Here is a 23,668-nt window from a genome sequence, read left to right as displayed (position 1 = left end):
CCAGTTGGCTTTGAGTAGTTTTCACTAGCTTGAAATTGGCTGCAGTGCAGCTTTTGTTGAAAGGATAAGACAATGAAATACGGTTATTTCGATAATGAGAATCGCGAGTACGTGATTACTCGTCCAGATGTTCCAGCACCTTGGACTAACTACCTAGGTACAGAAAAATTTTGTACGGTAATCTCACATAACGCAGGCGGTTACTCATTCTACAACTCACCAGAATACAATCGTGTAACCAAGTTCCGTCCTAATGCGACATTTGACCGTCCAGGACACTACGTTTACCTACGTGACGACGAGACAGGTGATTACTGGTCAATCTCATGGCAGCCAGTAGCTAAGAGCCTTGATGAAGCGAGCTACGAAGTACGTCACGGTCTTTCATACTCTAAGTTCAAGTGTGAATACGCAGGTATCACCGCTGAAAAAACGTTGTTTGTACCTAAAGGTGAAGATGCTGAAGTTTGGGACGTTGTGATCAAAAACACTTCGGACAAGCCTCGCACAATTAGCGCATTCTCATTCGTTGAATTCTCATTCAGCCATATCGCGTCTGACAATCAAAACCATCAGATGTCACTGTACTCAGCGGGCACAGACTACCGCGAAGGTGTCATTGAATACGACCTGTACTACAACACTGATGACTTTGAAGGTTTCTACTACCTAGCTTCAACGTTTGCACCAGATTCTTACGATGGTCAGCGCGACAGCTTCCTTGGTCTATACCGCGACGAAGCCAATCCAATTGCAGTTGAAAACGGCAAATGTAGCAACACTGCGCAAACTTGTTACAACCACTGTGGCTCTCTACATAAGCAATTTACCATTCAGCCAGGTGAAGAAGTACGTTTTGCATACATTCTAGGTATCGGTAAAGGCAATGGCGATCGTCTACGCGAGAAATACCAAGATCTGAACGAAGTTGATAAAGCCTTTGCTGGTATTAAGTCTCACTGGGATGAGCGTTGTGAGAAATTCCAAGTATCTTCACCAAATGAAGGTCTAGATACTATGATCAACGCTTGGACACTTTACCAAGCTGAAACCTGTGTGGTTTGGTCTCGTTTTGCGTCATTCATCGAAGTTGGTGGACGTACTGGTCTTGGCTACCGCGACACAGCGCAAGACGCAATTTCAGTACCGCATTCTAACCCAGCGATGACGCGTAAGCGTCTGGTTGATCTATTACGCGGTCAAGTTAAAGCAGGCTACGGTCTACACTTGTTTGATCCTGACTGGTTTGATCCTGAAAAAGCGGATGTAGAACCATCTAAATCACCAACGGTTGTTCCTACGCCATCGGACGATGACAAGATTCACGGTATTGAAGATACCTGTTCAGACGACCACCTATGGATTGTCCCAACTATCTGTAACTACGTAAAAGAAACAGGCGAGCACGGCTTCTTTGACGAAGTCATTCCTTACGCAGATGGCGGTGATGCAACAGTTTACGAGCACATGAAAGCAGCTCTAGACTTCTCAGCAGAGTACGTAGGTCAAACCGGCATCTGTAAAGGCCTTCGTGCAGACTGGAACGACTGTCTAAACCTAGGTGGTGGTGAATCGTCTATGGTTTCCTTCCTGCACTTCTGGGCGTTGGAAGCATTCATCGAACTTGCTAAGCACCGCGGTCAGGATGCTGATGTTGAGAAATACACAGCGATGGCAGCAGGCGTGCGCGAAGCATGTGAACAGCACTTGTGGGACGACGAAGGTGGCTGGTACATCCGCGGTCTTACCAAAAACGGTGAGAAGATCGGTACGGCTCAGCAAACTGAAGGTCGCATTCACCTAGAGTCAAATACCCTTGCGGTTCTTTCTGGCGCGGTATCTCAAGAGCGTGGTGAGCGTGCAATGGATAGCGTTGATGAGCACTTGTACTCTGATTACGGTTTGCACTTGAACTCTCCATCATTCGCTACACCAAACGATGACATTGGCTTCGTGACTCGCGTATACCAAGGCGTAAAAGAGAACGGTGCTATCTTCTCTCACCCGAACCCATGGGCTTGGGTAGCCGAAGCAAAACTGGGCCGTGGTGACCGTGCAATGAAGTTCTACGATGCACTAAACCCATTCAACCAAAATGACATGATTGAAAAGCGAATTGCTGAACCGTATTCGTACGTACAGTTCATCATGGGTCGCGATCACCAAGATCACGGTCGTGCCAACCACCCATGGCTAACAGGTACTTCAGGCTGGGCATACTACGCTGTGACTAACTTCATTCTAGGTGTTCGAACTGGTTTTGAAGGTCTAACGGTAGACCCTTGTATTCCAACTGACTGGCCAGGGTTCAGCATCACTCGTCAATGGCGTGGCGCAACTTACAACATCAAGGTAGAAAACCCGAATGGTGTGAGCAAAGGCGTTAAGAGCATTACGGTTAACGGCCAACAAGTTGAAGGCGACATTCCAACTCAAGCCGAAGGTACTGTAAACGACGTTGTTGTGGTTCTTGGCTAATACCAAACGTGCGGGCTATGAGCCCGCACTCTCTATTTGAGGAAATCATTATGATTAAATTTGGTACTGGCGGTTGGCGTGCCCTTATCGGTGAAGAATTCACTCGAGATAACGTGCGTCTAGTCGCTCAATCTGTCGCTAACATCATCAACGACGAAAACGTTGCTGACAAAGACTTTGTAATTGGTTACGACAGACGCTTCCTATCGGACAAAGCAGGTCGTTGGTTTGCTGAAGTATTAGCGGCCAATGGCGTTGCAGTGAGTTTTGTCGACAAGTTTGTTCCAACTCCTGTGGTAATGTTCAAAGCTAAAGAAATGGGTAGCGAGTATTCAGCGTGTATTACCGCTTCGCATAACCCTGCAGACTACAACGGTGTAAAAGTCTTTATTCGCGGTGGTCGTGACGCCGATGAAATCATTACTGAAAAGATCGAAACACAAATTGCTAAATTGACGTTAGCGGATGTGAAATCAATCGACTTTGAAGAAGCCGTTGAATCTGGTGTGGTGGAAATCATCAATCCAATGAACGAGTTTGTTGATTCCATTATTGATTTTATCGATATCGATGCCATTAAACGAGCCAATCTAAAAGTGCTGATTGATCCTATGTTTGGTGTGGCAAAAAATGCCCTGCAAACAGTATTGATCAATGGCCGATGTGATGTGGATGTTATCAACGACGGTAAAAACCCGGACTTCGGTGGTTTGATGCCATCGCCAAGTGCAGCGACCTTATACCGCCTAAAGCACCTAGTTGCTGCAGAAGGTTATGATATTGGTATCGGTACCGATGGCGATGCCGACCGACTAGGTATTATTGATGAAAAAGGTAACTTCATTCACCCTAATGAAGTTTTGATCCTGCTTTACTACTACCTACTTAAATACAAAGGGTGGTCTGGTTCAGTCGTTCGCAACATTGCGACAACTCACATTCTCGATAAAATCGCAGCTGATCACGGTGAGAAAAGCTTTGAAGTTCCAGTGGGCTTCAAACACATCAGTTCTCAAATGGAAGCTGATGATTCACTAATTGGTGGTGAAAGCTCTGGTGGTCTAACAATCCGCGGCCATATCAAGGGTAAAGACGGTGTATTTGCATCCAGCTTATTGGTTGAGATGATTTCGGTAACTGGCAAGAAATTGTCTGAGTTGCTGGATGAAATCTACGGTAAGTACGGCTACGCCTACACAGCTGAAGGAGATTGTACGTTCAAACCTGCTCAAAAGCAGGCACTGTACGACAAAATCTACGTTGCGAAACAACTACCCGATTTCGAGTTTGAAGTCGAGCGTGTTAGCTACGAAGACGGTGCTAAAGTTTACTTCAAAAACGGTGGTTGGGTGATTGCTCGCTTCTCTGGTACTGAACCTTTACTGCGTATCTTTGCAGAAATGGAAAACCAAGAGATTGCCGAGTCAGTGGTTCAGCAAGTTAAAGATTTCTTGCAACTATAACCAAGCTCTCTTTACGACAAAGCCCAGCATCACGCTGGGCTTTTTGATTGAAGAACGCTTGTTTACTTAAAAGGCGATAACACCACGCGGTTCAAACTCAATATCGACCGCTTGACCTACTGAAAGTGGCTCAACTGAACTGGCCAAAAGCGCACTGCCATTTGCTGACACTACGTAGCGACAGTGATCACCCATAAATTGCTGCTCAGTCACCACAGCAGCACTGCTCTCGCTCGGGCGAAGTCGAACGTATTGAGGTCTAAGCAGTAATTCACAGTGAGCATCAAGCGGGATTTCTTGCGGTACCGTAGCCGCTATTTTCCCTAGTGGTGTTTCAAACTCTTGGTCTGACACACGTTTTGCTCCGATATAACTGCCACCGCCAAGAAAATCTGCAACAAAACGGCTAGCCGGTTGATAGTAAAGCTCGTTCGCTGTGCCATATTGCTCAATTACACCAAGGTTCATGACCGCCATTTTATCGGCAAATGCAAACGCTTCCTCGCGGCTATGAGTAACGAAGATCGCAGTTACACCTTGAGCTTTAAAGATCTTTCGAATTTCCGAAATCAACTCATGGCGAACCTGAGTATCAATATTTGAGAAAGGTTCATCGAGCAAGAGCAAATCAGGCTTGTAAGCCAAGGAACGGGCAATAGCAACGCGCTGTTGCTGACCACCGGAGAGTTGATGAGGATACCTATCACCTAGCCCACCTAAGTGAACCAACTCCAACATTTCCTCTACTCGTTTCGCTTTCTCACTCTCTGTCAGTTTTTTTAAGCCAAAACTGATATTTTGCGCGACGGTTAAATGAGGAAACAGAGCATAATCTTGAAAGATCATTCCAATATTACGTTTCTCTGGTGCTATCCAATTTTCACCATCATCAATCAAGCGACAATTCAAATTCATCGTGCCCGAAGATAACGGCAATAGCCCAGCAATCGCTTTCAATAGCGTTGTTTTACCGCAACCGCTAGCTCCAAGTAGACAGACAATTTCACCCTTGGAGACCTCCAAAGACAAGTTCTCTAGAACTGTGGTCTGGTGATACTGGCAAGTTAAATCTTGAATCGAAAGTGCGCAACTCATTAATGCGAATCCTCCAGTGAACGATTAACCAATACTAAAGGTATCAAGCCAACCAAAACCAATAATACCGCTGGCATCGCGGCAAGCTCTAATTGTTCATCTGACGCAAAGTTATAGACGTAGGTCGCGAGCGTTTCAAAATTGAATGGTCTTAGCAATAAAGCGGCATTCAGCTCTTTCATACATTCGATGAAAACTAACAAACCCGCAATTAATGCACCGCGTCTAACCAAAGGCACATGAACACGTTTAAGCATAGCGTTACTGTTACAACCCATGGTCCGAGCCGCCATGTCCAACGATGGTGATACCTTGCCCATTCCGCTTTCGATACTGCCAATGGCGACAGCAGAAAAGCGAACCACCATGGCGAAGATCAAGGCAAACATGCTCCCCGAGAAGACTAAGCCGGGTCTACTCCATTCCATGTACTTGGCAATGTCGTTGACCAAGTGGTCCATAAATAATACTGGGCTGAGTACGCCAATAGCTAACACGGTTCCTGGAACAGCATAGCCAAGAGAGGCCATACGAGAGAATACGACACCTGCTGATGACGTAGTGAGCCTTTGATAAAAATTCACCACCATTGCAATTGACACTGCGATGATCGCCGAGCCAATAGACACGACTAAACTGTTAATCGCAAACTCTCTAAACTCTGGGGTCCAACTCTGTTCCCAATAGGTCCAAGCAAACAGCATTAGCTGGCCTAAAGGCAAAGCAAAAGCAATCAGAACAAGCCCCCAACACCATGTCAGCGCCAGCCACTTTTTCCAGCCTTGTAATTCGTATCGAACGTCTTCACGACTACTGAATTGAGTTTGAAATAACTTTTGCTTGCGGCGGCTGTATCGCTCACTGCTGATCAACAGCAATATAAACAACAGCATGATAGAGGATATTTTTGCCGCAGCAGATAGGCTCGAGTAACCAAGCCAAGTATCGTAAACCGCAGTAGTTAAGGTATTAACAGCAAAATAGCTGACGGTACCAAAGTCACCAATGGTTTCCATCGCGACTAATGAAAGGCCAACTGCAATAGACGGCCTTGCTAACGGTAGTGAAACACGTACAAAGCTCTGCCAAGACGTGCATTTAAGTAGTCTCGCTGACTGCAGCAAAGACACGTTTTGCTCCATAAAGGAAGCGCGAGCTAATAAATACACGTAAGGATAAAGTACCAAGGCGAGCATAACTGATGCGCCGGGTAAGGTACGAATGTCCGGGAACCAATAATCTCCGGGCCCCCAGCCTGTTAAATCGCGAAGCAGTACCTGAACTGGGCCTGCAAAATCAAGCCATTCGGTAAACACATAGCCAACGATATAGCCTGGCATCGCCAGTGGAAGTACCAAAGCCCATTGCAAAATGCGCTCGCCAGGCAAACGACACATTGCAATCAACCAAGCACTAGGTATACCAAAGACCAGTGACAGTAACATCACTGAAAAAACGAGTAACAGAGTGTTTGAGGTGTACGTAGGAAGAACGGTAGACATAAGGTGCGCAAACAAGTCACCGGAGTCACCTACCGAGGTATAAAAAATTGCGAGTATGGGAAAAATTAAAAACAGCGCCAGCGAGCCACTGCTAAACTTCCAAATTGTATATTTTTCTTTCATTGCCTTCAGTGCAAAAAGAGGTGCGACTTAGCGCACCTCTAATCGATTTGATACTAATTATAAGTTAGATTTCAAATCTTATCTTCAAAAAGCTCAAACTAATTATAGATCGAACTTCACTTCGTCGATTAGTTTAACCGCTGTTTCGTAACGAGAAGCGATGTCTGCTAGAGAAAGGTCATCTGCACGGTACTCGCCCCAAGATGAAACTAGCTCTGAAGATTTAACACCAGCTTTGATTGGCTCTTCGAAGTTAACTTCAGCGTACATGCTTTGTGCGGTGTTGCTGGCTAGGAATTCCATTAGCTTGATTGCGTTCTCTTTGTTTGGAGAATGCTTAGCTAGTGCCATACCAGAAATGTTTACGTGAGTACCTGTAGTTTTCTGGTTAGGGTAGTTCAGGTATACCGCTTCAGCCCAAGCTTGTTGCTCTTCGTTGTTAAGCATTTTACCTAGGTAGTAGCTGTTACCTAGAGAAACGTCACATAGACCTTCTTTGATTGCTTTAACTTGAGCACGGTCGTTACCTTGTGGCTTACGCGCAAGGTTGTCTTTTACGCCTTCCAACCAAGCTTTAGCAGCTGCTTCGCCTTCGTGAGCGATGATAGATGCAACTAGAGATACGTTGTATGGGTGCTTACCGCTACGAGTACAGATTTTGCCTTTAAACTTAGGTGTAGCTAGGTCAGCGTAAGTGAAGTCTTCGCCCAGGCGACCAACACGGTCACGAGAAGAGTAAACTGAACGAGAACGCTTAGTTAGTGCAAACCACTCGTTGTCTGCATCTTGGTAGATAGCAGGGATGTTTGCTTCAAGAACTTTATTGTCTACAGCTTGAACAACGCCGTGCTTTTTGAATTCAGAAAGACGAGAGATATCAACCGTAAGAAGAACGTCAGCTGGGCTTAGTTCACCTTCTTGCTTCACTTTTTCAGCCATACCTTTTTTAGCAAACTTAACGTTTACTTTGATGCCTGTTTCTTTAGTGAACTTGTCAAACATAGGTTCAATCAAGAATGGCTGGCGGTATGAGTATACGTTTACTTCTTCAGCAGCCATTACACTTGGCGCTACCGTTGCACATGCTAGAGCTGAAAGAGCGAGCACTTTTTTCATGGGAATCAGTCCTTTTAAATTGAAGTTATAATGATAATGTTTATCAGTTGCGTTATTATAGGTTCAAGATTTAAGAAAACAATTAGTTAGAAAAAAAAATCGACATAGATACGTTTTTTTTACAAATGTAATTGTAAGAATATTTTTCTCAAATTGCCTATGAGAATTATTATTTTTTTTATCATCAACAAATTTTTATCTCTTTTCATAATTCAGACCAATAAAAAGCCCCGCTTATAGCGAGGCTTTTTATGTGTTAAATATAATATTCTATTTTACGCTTACAAATTCCGGATAAGCACCTACACCACAATCGTGCATGTCCATACCTTCTAACTCTTCGTCTTCAGATACTCGAATACCGATGGTTGCTTTAAGCACAAACCAAACCGCCAAACTCGCTCCAAATACCCAAGCAAAGATAACGCTCGCACCCAATAGCTGAGCACCAAAGCTTGCGTCACCGTTACTCAATGGCACAACCATTAGACCAAAGAATCCACACACACCGTGCACTGAAATCGCGCCCACTGGATCATCAATTTTCAGTTTATCTAAGCCAATGATGCTAAACACGACAAGTGAACCTGATACAGCACCGATAGCAACAGAGTAGATTGGTGACGGCGATAGTGGATCGGCCGTGATTGCAACCAAACCAGCCAAGGCACCATTCAAGATCATAGTAAGGTCTGCTTTACCCCAAGTCGTTTTGCACACTAGTAATGCAGCAATTGCTCCAGCCGCCGCTGCAGCGTTAGTGTTTAGGAAAATTTGTCCCACAGCGGTAGCGTTTTCAAAATCCGACACCATAAGCTGCGAACCACCATTAAAACCAAACCAGCCAAACCAAAGGATAAACGTACCTAGCGTGGCTAATGGCATATTAGAACCTGGAATTGGGTAGACTTCACCGTTTTTACCGTACTTGCCACGACGCGCACCAAGTAGCAATACACCCGCTAACGCTGCAGCGGCACCCGCCATATGAACAATACCTGAACCCGCAAAATCACTAAATCCAGCTTGAGAAAGGAATCCACCACCCCATGTCCAGTAACCTTCAACCGGGTAGATAACCGCGGTTAACACCACTGAGAAAATCAAAAATGACCACAGTTTCATTCGTTCAGCAACTGCACCCGAAACCACCGACATCGCTGTCGCAACAAATACAACTTGGAAGAAGAAGTCTGACTCGAGTGAGTGGTCCGCATCTGCCGCTTGCTCACCAATGAGTGAACCAAATGAAGGCAACCAACCCCCTTCGATGTTATCAACATACATGATGTTGTATCCGACCAGTAAGAAGGTGGTACATGCGATAGCATATAAACAAATGTTTTTGGTCAGAATTTCGGTGGTATTTTTTGAGCGAACCAGTCCAGCTTCCAGCATGGCAAAGCCAGCAGCCATCCACATTACTAATGCGCCTGAGATTAAAAAGAAAAATGTATCGAGTGCATAACGCAGCTCACTAACGGTAATTGCAAGTTCCATAATAAAGACTCCTTTCTACTTACAGCGCTTCTGCGTCCATTTCACCAGTACGAATTCTTACGGCCTGACTTAAGTCATAAACAAAAATTTTGCCGTCCCCAATTTTGCCGGTGTGTGCGGCTTTCGTGATGGCCTCGACAACGCGATCTACACTCTCTTCGTGAGTTGCGATTTCCAACTTCACCTTAGGTAAAAAATCGACTTGATACTCAGCACCGCGATAGAGCTCAGTGTGCCCTTTTTGTCGACCAAAGCCTTTTACTTCCGACACAGTCATTCCCTCGATTCCTGCGTTGGCTAACGCTTCTCTTACATCATCTAATTTAAAGGGTTTGATGATGGCATTGATAAGCTTCATGGTTTATCTCCAGTGTTATCCTTAACTCGATTAATCCAATAGCTTTCAAGTGCTGTGCCAATAAATATATTTATTAATAATCAGTACTTTATATTTATCGCCCAATAAAAACAAAAAAGGCCGCACTAAATTAGTGCAGCCTTTCCCTATAAAACAGCAGGTTTTATTAATTATTAATATTGAATTTATTAAACTCACACCAATCGATAAACGCCGTTAAAAAATCTTCTAACCCACAATGACTTTCTTGAATACTGTCGTCCAAATATAAGGATTCATCCTCATACCGTTTAATACTATCGTCTGATTCATGATCGGAATGGTGACGAGTTACCGATACTTCATAATCTTGTACTGAAATCGATAAACCAGAGGCAATGATCGAATATTCTTGATTTGGTAACTGCTGAGCGTTATCAATCAGTTCCTGCGTTTTTGACCAATTCTCTTGATTGCACTCTTCCTCAAACCAAGCACCGATGAGCTCCTGCCCCATAGAGAAATTAGCCATGACTCGGCCTTCAAAAATATTGTGCTTAAATTCGTAATCCATCAGATGTCACTAGAGTTGTTTTCAAATCCACTGCTATTATCGCTGAAATGAGCACTGTCGACCATCTCTTGCTTTAGGAACTTGCTATGCAGCTAAATGAAACCATCGCCAATCAGATCGTTCAGCGTTCAATGAAGATCATCAATTACTCGGTCAATGTTATGGATAGCGAGGGGCGTATCATTGGTTCTGGTGATCCCAATCGACTGTATCAAAAACACGAAGGTGCTGTGCTGAGCATTAATGAATGTCGCACGGTCGAAATTGATGATGCGATGGCATCCAGGCTCAAAGGCGTAAAACCGGGGATCAATCTCCCCATTGTTCATCATGAAGACGTACTTGGTGTTGTGGGTATTTCCGGAGAACCTTCAGCGGTGCATCGCTATGGTGAACTGGTCAAAATGACTGCCGAGTTGATTGTTGAGCAAGCAGAACTAATGGAGCAAATTCAGTGGGATAAGCGTCATCGAGAGGAGCTTGTTTTACAGCTAATTAGCGGAAAGCACCAAGATATCAATAAGCTAGAAACCATTGCACAACGATTGGGCATAGATATCCAGCAGCCGAGAATCGCCGCAATCATCAAACTTATCCCTCGAAAAAAACAAGCGGTGACCTTAGAACACATGCAGCACTTAGTGCATTTGCTTGAGTTTCCCGAAAGAAACAATTTGGTAGGTATCTTATCTGTATCGGACCATGAAGTCGTGGTGTTAAAGCCCGCATCAGTAAATCAACAGAAATGGGACCCGAACAGAGAGAGGCAAAGGATCAAGCAACTTCTGAAACGTATCGACCAGGAAGCGGAATTCAAAATCAAAATGGCGGTAGGTGACTATTTCGCAACACCTCTTGGATTGAGCCAATCTTTTCAAACCGCGCAAACCACACTACAAATCTCGCGACATCTGCCTGGCAACATCTTTTTCTTTGAAGACCATCAGTTGCCTGTCTTACTCAACGCGCTTGAGTATGACAGTTGGCAACGTGACCGACTGCTTTCGCCACTGATTGCATTAACTGGCGTCGATAAAAATGGGCAACTAGAAACAACACTGAGGCGCTATTTTGATTCAAATTGTGATCTCAATATGACGTGTGAATCTCTTCATATTCATCGAAATACCCTGCGTTATCGACTAGACAAAATCAAAACGGCTACTGGTTTAGATATCAATAACTTAGAAGATAAAATTCACTTGTATTTGGCTCTATCTATTAGCCAATAATCACTACAACTTGTGCAATAGCACAAAAATAACATCTCCAAAAACGTAATGTTTGTTTAAATGAACAAACCAATAACTATGTAGAGCAGATATTGTGCAGGAGCTACCAATGAAACACTCAATAACGTCAACAGAAGTGGGTAGCACTTAACCCTTCCCCTACACAATTGGAGTTTTCACATGGAGCTGATACTCATACTTTTAGCAGTGATAGGTTTTATCGTCATTGCAACAACAAAATTTAAGCTACACCCATTTTTGGCACTGATCAGTGCTGCATTTATCGCTGCGTTTGCTTACGGGCTGCCAGCTGATAGCATTGCAAAAACCATCGCCGGTGGTTTTGGTGGCATTCTTGGTTATATCGGCCTCGTCATCGTACTTGGTACCATTATTGGCGTGATTTTAGAAAAAAGCGGTGCTGCGATCACCATGGCAGATACCGTGATTCGCGTATTGGGCGATCGCTTCCCCACTCTAACCATGACCATTATCGGCTACATCGTTTCTGTTCCTGTTTTTTGCGATTCTGGTTATGTCATTCTTAACTCATTGAAAGAATCCTTAGCTAAGCGCCTGAGAACATCAAGTGTTGCGATGAGTGTGGCCCTAGCAACAGGTCTTTACGCGACTCATACTTTTGTTCCACCAACACCCGGACCTATTGCTGCCGCAGGTAACTTAGGGCTTGAATCAAACCTTGGTTTAGTTATTGGTGTCGGTATTTTTGTGGCTGCAACCGCGGCGATTGCTGGTATGTTGTGGGCAAATCGATTTAAGAATGTTGAACCTGATAACTTGGACGAGCAACAAGAAGAGCTCAAACAAGATTGGCAAGAGCTTAAAGCTTCTTATGGTACGCTACCGACAGCCGGACAAGCTTTCTCTCCTATTTTTGTTCCAATCTTGTTCATTTGTTTAGGTTCAATTGCTAAATTCCCATCGTATCCATTAGGTGAAGGCTTCTTGTTAGATCTATTCGGTTTTTTAGGACAACCTCTGGTCGCGCTATTTGTAGGTTTAATCCTGTCTGTTCGTTTATTGAAATCTGACAATAAATCAGAAGAGTTTGGTCAACGAATCAGCCAAGGTATCTCGGCAGCGGCACCTATTCTACTGATCACAGGTGCAGGTGGTGCATTTGGTGCAGTATTAAAGGCAACTGAACTGGGTACCTACTTAGGTGAAACCCTGTCTGCTTACGGTGTTGGTATCTTTATGCCATTTATTGTTGCAGCAGCGCTTAAATCCGCTCAAGGCTCTTCGACAGTTGCACTTGTTACCACCTCGGCATTAGTCGCACCTATGCTAGCTCAACTTGGTTTAGATACTGAAATGGGCCGAGTACTTACCGTAATGGCGATTGGTGCTGGTGCGATGACCGTATCTCACGCTAACGATAGCTTCTTCTGGGTAGTATCTCAGTTTAGCCGTATGAGCGTTGGTTTAGCTTATCGTGCACAAACTGCAGCAACCTTAGTTCAAGGCGTGACTGCGATGACACTTGTATACATCCTGAGCCTAGTTTTACTGTAAGAGAGACTCAATGAAAATTGTAATTGCACCTGATTCCTTTAAAGAAAGTTTAACTGCGATGCAAGTTGCAGACGCCATTGAACAAGGATTTAAGCAAGTTTTGCCAACTGCCGAATACATCAAAGTCCCTATGGCCGATGGTGGTGAAGGTACGGTGCAATCTTTGGTCGATGCAACTGATGGGCATATCATCGCTTGTCAGGTCACTGGTCCACTAGGACAAAATGTAGATGGCTTTTTTGGTCTACTTGGTGATGGCGAAACCGCTGTAATCGAAATGGCAGCGGCTTCCGGACTGCATTTGACTACTCCAGAAAGTCGAAACCCTCTGATCACCACATCCTACGGTACAGGTGAATTGATCAAGGCGGCCTTGGACCACAAAGTAAAGCGCATAATTGTAGGGTTGGGCGGCAGTGCCACCAACGATGCGGGTCTTGGTATGTTGCAAGCACTAGGTGTGCAATGTACCGACCACTTAGGTCAAGGTTTAGCTGCTGGTGGCGCTGCGCTCAACAGCCTCACCAATATTGATCTCGCAGAGCTTGATCCTCGTCTCCACAACGTCGAGCTTTTGGTTGCCTGTGATGTAGATAACCCCCTATGTGGTGAGCAGGGGGCATCGGCTGTATTTGGTCCTCAAAAAGGCGCAACTCCAGAGATGGTCAGTGAACTGGACAAAGCACTACTAAACTTTGCCGACGTTGTTGGACATTCATTGCTAACGGATGTGCTATCTATCTCGGGTGGTGGTGCGGCTGGCGGTATGGGAGCAGCGCTTGTCGGTGTTCTAGGAGCTAAACTACTTCCCGGTGTGGATATTGTCATCGACGCAGTTGGCTTAAAACAGCACGTTCGTGATGCAGATATTGTCATTACCGGTGAAGGCAGGATTGATAGCCAAACCATTCACGGTAAAACACCAATTGGTGTTGCAAGAACGGCTAAAGCTTTTGATAAGAAGGTTATTGCCATCGCAGGCTGTTACACCCCTGATTATGCTGTTGTACACCAACATGGCCTTGACGCGGTATTTGCTATCGTTAATCGTTCAGTAGACTTACCGACTGCACTGATTGAAGCTGAGCAAAACTTAACTCAGACCTCGCGCAACGTGGCGAGCCTCATACAGTTATAAATATCGCTCAATTTACAACTCTTAATTACCTAAGCCACTCTTCGGAGTGGCTTTTTGTCTGTAAGTACACCTTAACCACTTAATTGTCCAAACTTATCCCATAAAAAAAACCGCCTTTCGGCGGTTTTAATCACTTTGAAAATTCAAATTATGCTGGCTCTTGGAAGATAACCGTATCTGCTTTCTTGGTGTACTCGTCCATCTTATGGAAGTTCAAGTAACGGTAAGTGTCTGCTGCTGTTGCATCAATTTGCTGAGCGTATTCTAGGTATTCTTCGTTAGTCGGAATACGACCAAGAATTGCGCCAACCGCCGCGAGTTCAGCAGAAGCAAGGTAAACATCAGCACCTGTACCTAAACGGTTCGGGAAGTTACGAGTAGAAGTCGACATTACTGTCGCTTTATCCGCAACTCGCGCTTGGTTACCCATACATAGAGAACACCCTGGTGTTTCAATACGAACACCCGCTTTACCGTAGATGCCGTAGTAACCTTCAGCCGTTAGCTGGTCACGGTCCATCTTAGTTGGTGGTGCAACCCATAGACGCGTATCCAATTGACCGTTGAACTTCTCTAGCAGTTTACCTGCCGCACGGAAGTGACCAATATTGGTCATACAAGAACCGATAAATACTTCATCGATGTCTGTTCCTGCTACTTCAGATAGAAGGCGTGCATCGTCCGGATCGTTAGGAGCACACAGTACAGGCTCTTTAATGTCTGCCAAGTCAATTTCAATGACGTGAGCGTATTCGGCATCTGCGTCAGCTTCCATTAACTCTGGATTCGCCAACCACTCTTCCATCGCTTTAATACGACGCTCGATGGTACGCACGTCACCGTAACCTTCAGAGATCATCCACTTCAACATAACAATGTTAGAGTTTAGGTACTCTTCGATAGACTCTTGCGATAGCTTAACAGTACAGCCCGCTGCAGAGCGCTCTGCGGAGGCATCTGAAAGTTCAAACGCTTGCTCTACAGTCAGGTGCTCAACACCTTCAATCTCTAGAACTCGACCAGAGAACTCGTTCACTTTACCCGCTTTCTCAACCGTCAATAGACCTTGTTGAATTGCGTAGTAAGGGATGGCGTGTACAAGGTCACGTAGCGTAATACCTGGTTGCATCTCGCCTTTAAAGCGAACCAAGATGGATTCTGGCATATCAAGCGGCATTACACCGGTTGCTGCTGCAAACGCAACAAGACCAGAACCTGCTGGGAAAGAAATACCCAAAGGGAAACGTGTATGAGAGTCACCACCCGTACCTACAGTATCTGGTAGTAGCATACGGTTTAGCCACGAGTGGATAACACCATCACCAGGACGCAGTGATACACCGCCTCGGTTCATAATGAAATCTGGCAAGGTATGGTGAGTATTTACGTCGACCGGCTTAGGGTAAGCAGATGTGTGACAGAAAGACTGCATCACAAGATCTGAAGAGAAACCAAGACATGCAAGGTCTTTTAGCTCATCTCGAGTCATAGGACCTGTGGTGTCTTGCGAACCCACTGTTGTCATCTTAGGCTCACAGTAAGTACCTGGGCGAATACCTTCTACGCCACATGCTTTGCCTACCATCTTCTGAGCTAGTGAGAAGCCACGACCCGTGTCTTCAACAGAGCCCGGCTTACGGAAAATATCAGTAGCGCCTAGACCTAGAGACTGACGGGCTTTGTCTGTTAGACCACGACCGATGATCAGTGGAATACGTCCACCAGCGCGAACTTCATCAATTAACACATCGGTTTTCAGAGAGAATTCTGAAATGACATCGCCAGTTTCGTGGTTACAAACTTTGCCTTCGTATGGGTACACGTCAATGACGTCACCCATGTTTAGCTTAGTCACGTCAACTTCGATTGGTAGTGCGCCCGCATCTTCCATTGTATTGAAGAAGATTGGTGCAATTTTACCACCTAGAACATAACCACCTGTGCGCTTGTTTGGCACATTTGGAATGTCGTCACCCATGAACCAAAGCACGGAGTTGGTTGCTGATTTACGAGAAGAACCCGTACCTACAACATCACCAACATAAACTAGCTGATGGCCTTTTTCTTTTAGTGATTCGATTTGTTTGATCGGACCGATAGTACCAGCTTGATCAGGATTGATTCCTTCACGCTCATTCTTAAGCATTGCAAGAGCGTGCACTGGGATGTCAGGGCGAGACCAAGCATCTGGTGCAGGAGACAAATCATCCGTGTTTGTTTCACCCGTTACTTTGAATACGGTCAGCGTGATTTTTTCTTGTAGCTCAGGCTTAGACAGGAACCACTCTGCGTCAGCCCAAGATTGCATAACTTTTTGCGCGTGGCTGTTGCCCGCTTTTGCTTTTTCTTCAACGTCATAAAACGCATCAAACATCAGCAAAGTGTGTGACAGTTTCTCAGCAGCGATTGGCGCTAAGCTGTCATCGTCTAGTAGGGAAATCAATGGCTCGATGTTGTAACCACCTTGCATAGTACCAAGCAGGCGAGTAGCGTGTTCACGCGATACTAGTGGGCTTTCCACTTCACCTTTGGCAACAGCAGTTAGGAAACCAGCTTTTACGTATGCGGCTTCATCAACACCTGGTGGGATACGATTTTCGAGCAGGTCAAGAATAACGTCTTCTTCACCTTGTGGGGGATTTTTCAGAAGTTCAACCAGACCTGCCACTTGTTCGGCGTCCAAAGGTCTTGGGACGACTCCTTCAGCGGCACGTTCTTCGACGTGTTTACGGTAGGCTTCAAGCACGACTTTTTCCTCTCATTGCGGTTCCTCCTTTATTTTTGAATAAAATTGGAGTGAACATCCTTGGAAACTTGGCTCTCCTTTTGCCTAATTTTTCATTCAATGTTTGACTGAGAAACAGCGCCAGAGAGGCCAAACTGTGGGACGGAGCATAGCAAATTTAACTAAAAATTAAAATCTCATCACTTTGACCAACATAGCAAGTTAAGACTAAAGTCATACGTTTTGCTGGTGTTTGGCGGCTGTTTCAGGTCTATTGAACCCACAGCGAACGAGATTTAACCACTTTAAATTGGCTAGACCGACTTTAGACTCGTCACATTCGTCCTTGTTTGCGGTCACTGCGACCAAAGTCTGTCAGGCCAATTCTAGTACAAAAGCGGTTAAGCAACGAAATCGAGTGCTAATAATTGCCTATTCACACTCATTTTCTGTAAATCACTACCGAATTACCAATCTAACAAACGGTTTATCCAGTTGTTTGAACGGCTACATTGACGAGCGAGTTGTCCCTTGTGATCCCATACCGGAATGAGGTTTTCTGCATCACAAGTTAGCAACCACTTACCATCACTATTTGCCTCTGTCCCTAGATTGATGATTTTAGGTGGGCGTGGAATTTGCAATCGCTGCGGCCCTCTTTGTTTGAGGTAGTCATGATAGACCCGCAAGGCGCCGCGAGAACCGGTGACATCGGTCGGCCCGTTGTCATCTCGGCCCACCCAAATAGTGGTCACTTCTCGACCATCGACACCAACAAACCAGCTGTCTCGCATTTCGTTACTGGTTCCGGTTTTTCCTGCTAAGTGATAACTCGAGAAGTCTCGTTGCAAGATGCGGCTGGTGCCCTCTTCAACACTCTTTTTCAGCGCATACATGGTCAGCCACGCAGCCTGCTCATTAACTCTTTGCGCCACTCTGGGTATGGACTCGTAGATCAATTTACCGTCTCGATCCAACACAGAACGCAGTGCAGAAAGTGACGCTTTTCGACCTGAATTACTTAACGTTTGATACATTTGCGCCACTTCAATCGGCGACAGGCTAAACGCACCCAAAAACATGGAAGGAACGGCTCGAATCTCTTTGGAAGGCACACCGAGTCCGACCAAAGTGTCCACTACACTGCCGATCCCGACTTCCATTCCAAGTTGTACGGTAGGCACATTGTAAGAACGAGCCAAAGACTGATAGAGCGGTACTGGCCCTCTAAATTGGTTGTCGTAATTCTGCGGCGACCAAACATCGCCACTTTTTTGTCCGCGCAACGTCATAGGTTCATCACTTAAGGTCGTAGCCAAGTGAAAGCGATCCGGTTCCGCAAGTGCGGTTAAATACACAGCTGGTTTAGCAAGTGAACCTATTTGGCGTCTGCCATTCAGTGCACGATTAAATCCATCAAAGCCAGTGCGAGTACCACCAACCATGGCACGAATTTCACCTGTATTACGGTCAACAGCGACTGCTGCTGCTTGGAGCGCTTTGCCGTGTTTGGAGCTCAAATGAGGGACTTTGTTACGGACGGAGTTTTCTAGCATTTGCTGTGAAACAGGATCAAGAGAAGTGAATACTCGCAAACCTTTCCCCGACTGAAAATCTTCGCCTACGTAGCGATTAAGTTCATTTCTCACCTGATCAAAATACGCCGGACGCCTCGGTGCAATTGACGGCTTTTCACTCACGTCTAACGGTCGACTAGCTGCTTGTTCAAACTGTCTGGCGGTGAGTAAATCGTGGTCCATTAACAATCTAAGAATCAAATCACGACGTTGTTTCGCTCGTTCAGGGCGGCGAACTGGATTGTAGTAGGATGGACCTTTGACCAACCCCACCAGAAGAGCGAGTTGGTCAATACGCAGTTCTTCTATGGGTTGACCAAAGTAAAAGCGAGCCCCTAAACCAAAGCCATGAATCGGTCCACTAGAATGCTGACCTAAAAATACTTCATTTAAGTAAGCTTCTAGAATTCTATCTTTGTCGTAGCGGTGTTCGATAATTAGTGCAATTAAGGCTTCGCGAACTTTACGCCACAACGTGCGTTCACTAGAGAGGAACATATTCTTAGCAAGTTGCTGGGTAAGCGTACTGCCCCCCTGTACCGTTCGGCCCGCCTGAATATTGGTCACAAAAGCGCGAACAATAGCCAATGGCGAAACGCCTTCGTGTTTGTAGAAGTCTCGATCTTCTGTGATCAGCAGAGCGTCAACAAGAAGTTCCGGGAATTGGTTACGTTTTAAAAACAGACGTTGCTCGAGTTTCTCTTTCTCCAACATTCCGAGCATTTTAGGTTCGATCCGCAAATAACCAAGATCGCCGCGTTGCTCGAGAGATTGGATACGAGAGAGTCCGCTGGAATCGAAATGCAACATCACATGGCGATCTGGCTCTGGGCCGTCGGAAAACTCAAACGGACGACGGATCAGTTCAATTTTTGAAGACGACGCCGAGTACTCACCCGGAAATTTGGGCTGGCGAACTTTTCGATAATTCAGCACATCCAATTCATTACGCACCTCTTGAATCGATAACTCGTCACCGGGCAATAGTGTTAGGACTCTGGCATAAACGACAGTCGGCAACTCAAACAACTGTCCTTCAAATCGTTCCCGAACCAACGAGTCTAAATACACGACTCCGAGAACGAGTACCGTAAAACTCGCCAACCCTATTTTCCAAACCAACGACCAAATACGCCTTAACCAAGTCGGTTTGGACCTTGTTTTTTTTGGTTTACTCGAACGCTTTTTAGCACGCGGTTTAGTTGCGTTTTTATTCACTCGACGCGTTGCTGTAGAAGTTTTGCGTTTGGGCTTTTTGTCTGTCATTAATTCAAATGTCGTTTCGTTTTGGTCGTCGGAATGTGGTTGGCGGGATCATCAGGCCATACATGCTTGGGATAACGTCCTTTCATTTCTTTTTGAACGTCTTGATATGAACCCGACCAAAAACCCGCCAAATCATTGGTAATTTGTAACGGTCGCTGCGCAGGTGACAACAGCTCTAGAGTCACAATCACTTTACCTTGAGCCACTTTGGGTGATTCAAGGGCACCAAACATTTCCTGTATTCTTACCGATACCATAGGGGCTTTATCAAGCGAATACTGAACGGTTTTTTTGTTGCCAGTTGGAACCGTTAAGTTTGTAGGTAACCAATCATCAAGCTGCGAAGACAAAGGCCACCCCAAATAAGCATCAAACAATTGGCGCCAATCTAATTTTGTTAGTGCTTTTAATGTGGTAACACCGGTCATATACGGTTCAAGCCAACCATCCAAGTTTGCCAATAGACCGCGATCAGAGCAATCGGGCCACTCGTAATCCGGTAACCACTGTTTGGCACATTGCACTCTAATCAGCTTTTGCAAAATATCTTCAGGGAAATGTAACACACCCAAGCCTTGTGTTTGTACATGACTAAGTAAGGCTTTTGTCAGGGTTTTGCTATCTGGAGAATTGACTTGCTGGGAAGACAATACCAAGGCGCCAAGACACTCTTGTCTTTTCACCAATAACTGACCTTTTTTCTCATCCCACCCGGAAATGGTTTTTTCCGAGAACAAATCAGGTCGTTGCTGTTGAAGTTCTTTGATATCGAGCTCAATTGCGCTGTGAATAATCTGAGACTGATTGGTGCTTCTCAGCACATCGATGGCAACTAGATAATCCCAAGTTATCCAATCTTGCTTTTCAGTAAGGGATACACCTTGGCCATTACTGAGTTGGTATTGACTATGCTGATTTGACCTAATTTTTGCTATTCGATCTGGATAAGCAGATGCCACAATCAAACCCAGATCCATTTCTGTCTCTAGCCTGACTTGATGGCCCAATCGCGAGGCAAGTTGCCTAATACGCTGCGTAACGCGTTTTTGTTGCTGATGTTTGTTACCAAACCAACGCTGGGCGCTTTGCTGCAAATCGAACACGTTTTTTTCTGGTTCTTCCAACAACGCGACAGCTAGCAAGGCATGAGACAGTAGATCTTGAGACAGTGCTTTTTGAGAACATACTGTCGAGTCTTGAACCTTATTTGCATGACTGACGATAGCCGCAAGACGAGGCTCCAACCCTAACTCTAGAGCAAAGTGACCCAAACGGGTAAGAGCGCGTTTTTTATCCAGCAGTCCCAGCTGGACCAACAACGAATAAGCTTGTTGAACCGCCGCTTGAGGTGGCGTGTCTAACCATTGCAGTTCCGCTGCATCTCGTGTTCCCCATTGAACCAACTCAAGGGCTAACGTCGATAAATCTGATTGCAAAATGTCTGCGGTCGGAACGTCTGCTTGGCTATTAAATTTGGATTCGCTGTAAAGTCGAATGCACTTGCCGGCTTGAGTACGGCCAGCGCGACCGGCACGCTGATGCGCCGAAGACTGAGCAATCATGCCCTGCTCTAAGCGTGTTATGCCACTGTTTAAATCAAACTTGGCAACTCGTTCAAGCCCCGAGTCAATCACAACTTGAATGCCCTCAATCGTAATCGAGGTTTCGGCAATATTGGTTGCCAGTACCACTTTTCTTTGATGATTGATGCTCGGTCGAATTGCCGCTTGCTGCTGTTTAAAATCTAACTGGCCGTATAAAGGGTAAATTGCTATATCTTTTGGCAGGTTGCCTGGTTCAGTTAGACGTTTAAAAAGACTATCGATACTCGCTCTTCCGGGCAAAAAGACCAATATGGAACCCTGTTCGTTGGCAATCGCATTCGCAGTTTGTGCAAACGCGTGATCCAACCAATGCACCATGGGTTTTGACGGCTTGTACTCAATCTCAACCGGAAAGGTACGTCCTTCAGATTCGATAAATGCGGCGTCTGGTAACCATTTCTGCAGCGCTTCGCTGTCCAAAGTGGCGGACATGATCATGATTTTCAGATCGTCGCGCAGAACCTGCTGAATTTCTAGGCTAAAGGCTAATGCGGTGTCCGCATGTAGATTGCGCTCATGAAATTCATCAAAAATAACCAAGTCAATACCAGCGAGTTCCGGATCTGACTGAATCATTCGGGTAAGGATACCTTCGGTTACCACCTCTAACTTGGTCTGTGGACCGGCGTGACTCTCTCCCTTAATACGATATCCTATTGTCTCACCGACTTTTTCGCCCAATTGACTCGCCAAATAATGCGCAATACTTTTTGCCGCAAGACGCCTCGGTTCCAACATAACAATTTTGTTTGCTATCAAACCAGATTGCAGAATATCCAAAGGCAAGAACGTCGATTTACCCGCACCGGGAGCAGCTTGAACGATCACTTTGTCATGATTTTGAATCGCCTGGCGTATTGCCGGCATCACCGATTGAATTGGAAGTGTGACTGGAGTGGAGGCAGTCTGTGACACAGCAGAGTCCGAGAGTGTTAACATGGCTGCATTGTACCTAAGTCTGGATTGTAAATGCAGTTTGAATCTCCACTAGAGTCCGCCACGCTGTTAAAGCGTTATAAGCGCTTCCTAGCTGATATTAAGCTGAAAGGGCAAGAATCCCCACGTACCATTCATTGCGCCAACACAGGAGCGATGACGGGTTGTGCGACACCCGGCGATACTGTGTGGTATTCCACCTCAGATAACCCAAAGCGCAAATACCCAAACAGCTGGGAGCTAACCCAAACTCATGATGATCACTGGATTTGTGTCAACACCGCTCGTGCCAATCAATTGGTTGTTGAAGCGATTCAAAATCAGAAAGTAACGGAACTACTCAATTATCAGCAACTCGAGACGGAAGTGAGATACGGCAGTGAAAATAGCCGAATTGATATCTTGCTTAAATCACAAGATAGACCACACTGCTATGTGGAAGTAAAAAGTGTCACGTTATTAGAGACTTCAATAGATAAAGGGATGGGTTGCTTTCCTGATGCAGTGACCACTCGCGGTCAAAAGCACCTACGAGAGTTAATTGCAGAAGTAGAAGCCAGCAACAGGGCGGTACTTTTTTTTGCTGTTTTGCATTCAGGCATTGAAAAAGTGTCTCCTGCACACCATATAGACCCGAAGTACTCAGCCTTGCTGAGAGAAGCCCAAGAAAAGGGTGTGGAAATAATTAGCTACAAAGCGGCGTTATCGCCTAATGAGATTTGTATTCAAACGCCTATCGAATGTGTGATTTGAGCACCAAAAAATAAGCCTCAAGACGCACAACCCGTCGGTTTGAAAACAAGTCGTTGCCACGCCAATTTCTTTTTGCTATAGATACCCGCCTTAAAAATGACTGCTTAAGCAGTTGACTAGGTGTTAGTAGGAGATGCTGCATGCCAGAATCCAAGAAAAAAACACTCGGCATCCTAGCCCTTGCCGGTGTAGAGCCATACCAAGAAAAACCAGGTGAAGAGTACATGTCACCTGAGCAGTTGGATCACTTTAGAAAGATCCTAACAGCTTGGCGTAACCAGCTCAGAGAAGAAGTTGAGCGTACGGTTCACCACATGCAGGATGAAGCGGCGAACTTCCCAGACCCAGTTGACCGAGCATCACAAGAAGAAGAGTTCAGTCTTGAGCTTCGCAACCGTGACCGCGAACGCCGTCTTATCAAAAAGATTGAAAAGACACTGCAAAAAATTGAAGACGATGAATTCGGCTACTGTGAGTCTTGCGGATGTGAGATTGGCATCCGTCGCCTAGAAGCGCGACCAACTGCAGACTTGTGCATCGACTGTAAAACACTTGCAGAGATGAAAGAAAAGCAGATGAAAGGCTAAGAATGGATGAAAAGGGAGCTCAGCTCCCTTTTCTTTTAGTCGAATATCAGACTCACGCCTTCCTGTCTGAGTCATTCTCTTGTGCTACCCTTTGGCCAATTACTGGCTTTTAAACTTCCGCTTCTG

16 protein-coding genes are annotated in these 23,668 nt (G+C 45.4%); 7 read left to right on the top strand and 9 right to left on the bottom strand.

Annotation, left to right across the window (positions count from 1 at the left end):
- Positions 1–72: 72 nt before the first annotated feature.
- Positions 73–2,478, top strand: coding sequence for a glycoside hydrolase family 94 protein (locus ACXAFJ_RS01375; RefSeq protein ID WP_475320901.1), 2,406 nt, complete (start codon positions 73–75; stop codon positions 2,476–2,478).
- A gap of 50 nt (positions 2,479–2,528) precedes the next feature.
- Complete coding sequence (locus tag ACXAFJ_RS01370) at positions 2,529–3,941, top strand: phosphoglucomutase/phosphomannomutase family protein (protein ID WP_475320899.1); 1,413 nt, start codon at positions 2,529–2,531, stop codon at positions 3,939–3,941.
- A gap of 66 nt (positions 3,942–4,007) precedes the next feature.
- On the opposite strand, the gene ACXAFJ_RS01365 is transcribed toward ACXAFJ_RS01370, so the two are convergent.
- The 6 genes from ACXAFJ_RS01365 to ACXAFJ_RS01340 form a co-directional block, all read right to left on the bottom strand.
- Positions 4,008–5,036: an ABC transporter ATP-binding protein gene (locus tag ACXAFJ_RS01365; protein ID WP_475320898.1), complete on the bottom strand. Its 1,029-nt coding sequence runs from the start codon at positions 5,034–5,036 to the stop codon at positions 4,008–4,010.
- A complete protein-coding gene (locus tag ACXAFJ_RS01360; protein ID WP_475320897.1) occupies positions 5,036–6,661 on the bottom strand; it encodes an ABC transporter permease in 1,626 nt (541 codons plus the stop codon). Before ACXAFJ_RS01360 ends, ACXAFJ_RS01365 begins: the two co-directional genes overlap by 1 nt.
- A 102-nt stretch (positions 6,662–6,763) precedes the next feature.
- Positions 6,764–7,777 (bottom strand): Fe(3+) ABC transporter substrate-binding protein, encoded by a 1,014-nt coding sequence (locus ACXAFJ_RS01355; RefSeq protein ID WP_475320896.1) that lies wholly within the window; start codon positions 7,775–7,777, stop codon positions 6,764–6,766.
- A gap of 270 nt (positions 7,778–8,047) precedes the next feature.
- Entirely contained in the window at positions 8,048–9,277 is a 1,230-nt protein-coding gene (locus ACXAFJ_RS01350; protein ID WP_475320894.1) for an ammonium transporter, read from the bottom strand.
- Positions 9,278–9,296: 19 nt separating this feature from the next.
- On the bottom strand, positions 9,297–9,635 hold the full coding sequence (locus ACXAFJ_RS01345; protein WP_475320893.1) for a P-II family nitrogen regulator: 339 nt from the start codon (positions 9,633–9,635) through the stop codon (positions 9,297–9,299).
- A 166-nt stretch (positions 9,636–9,801) separates the two neighbouring features.
- Positions 9,802–10,188 (bottom strand): YacL family protein, encoded by a 387-nt coding sequence (locus ACXAFJ_RS01340; RefSeq protein ID WP_475320892.1) that lies wholly within the window; start codon positions 10,186–10,188, stop codon positions 9,802–9,804.
- 86 nt (positions 10,189–10,274) lie between these two features.
- On the opposite strand from ACXAFJ_RS01340, the gene ACXAFJ_RS01335 reads away from it, so the two are divergent.
- From ACXAFJ_RS01335 to ACXAFJ_RS01325, 3 genes are all read left to right on the top strand, one after another.
- Positions 10,275–11,420 carry a sugar diacid recognition domain-containing protein gene (locus ACXAFJ_RS01335; protein ID WP_475320890.1) on the top strand — a complete coding sequence of 382 codons (1,146 nt, stop codon included), beginning with the start codon at positions 10,275–10,277 and terminating at the stop codon, positions 11,418–11,420.
- A 180-nt stretch (positions 11,421–11,600) separates the two neighbouring features.
- On the top strand, positions 11,601–12,956 hold the full coding sequence (locus tag ACXAFJ_RS01330; protein WP_475320889.1) for a GntP family permease: 1,356 nt from the start codon (positions 11,601–11,603) through the stop codon (positions 12,954–12,956).
- Positions 12,957–12,966: 10 nt separating this feature from the next.
- Positions 12,967–14,094 (top strand): glycerate kinase, encoded by a 1,128-nt coding sequence (locus tag ACXAFJ_RS01325; protein WP_475320887.1) that lies wholly within the window; start codon positions 12,967–12,969, stop codon positions 14,092–14,094.
- A gap of 148 nt (positions 14,095–14,242) precedes the next feature.
- On the opposite strand, the gene acnB is transcribed toward ACXAFJ_RS01325, so the two are convergent.
- The 3 genes from acnB to hrpB all read right to left on the bottom strand — a co-directional run bounded on the left by acnB (position 14,243) and on the right by hrpB (position 22,205).
- A complete protein-coding gene (acnB, locus tag ACXAFJ_RS01320) occupies positions 14,243–16,840 on the bottom strand; it encodes a bifunctional aconitate hydratase 2/2-methylisocitrate dehydratase (RefSeq protein WP_475320886.1) in 2,598 nt (865 codons plus the stop codon).
- 446 nt (positions 16,841–17,286) lie between these two features.
- Complete coding sequence (mrcB, locus tag ACXAFJ_RS01315; RefSeq protein ID WP_475320885.1) at positions 17,287–19,662, bottom strand: penicillin-binding protein 1B; 2,376 nt, start codon at positions 19,660–19,662, stop codon at positions 17,287–17,289.
- A complete protein-coding gene (gene hrpB / locus ACXAFJ_RS01310) occupies positions 19,662–22,205 on the bottom strand; it encodes an ATP-dependent helicase HrpB (RefSeq protein WP_475320884.1) in 2,544 nt (847 codons plus the stop codon). Before hrpB ends, mrcB begins: the two co-directional genes overlap by 1 nt.
- A gap of 30 nt (positions 22,206–22,235) precedes the next feature.
- Here hrpB and sfsA point away from each other — a divergent pair, with 30 nt between their 5' ends.
- Together sfsA and dksA are read left to right on the top strand one after the other, a co-directional pair.
- Positions 22,236–22,955, top strand: a complete 720-nt coding sequence (gene sfsA / locus ACXAFJ_RS01305; RefSeq protein ID WP_475320882.1) for a DNA/RNA nuclease SfsA — start codon at positions 22,236–22,238, stop codon at positions 22,953–22,955.
- Between the two features lie 140 nt (positions 22,956–23,095).
- The gene (dksA, locus tag ACXAFJ_RS01300; protein ID WP_475320881.1) at positions 23,096–23,542 is read left to right on the top strand and encodes an RNA polymerase-binding protein DksA; all 447 of its coding nucleotides are present in this window, start codon (positions 23,096–23,098) and stop codon (positions 23,540–23,542) included.
- Positions 23,543–23,668 lie beyond the last annotated feature (126 nt).

It is taken from the genome of Vibrio sp. ABH4_348 (genome assembly GCF_056159765.1).
The sequence above is the reverse complement of the archived record's forward strand: the minus strand, read 5'-3'. Positions and strand labels throughout refer to the sequence as shown.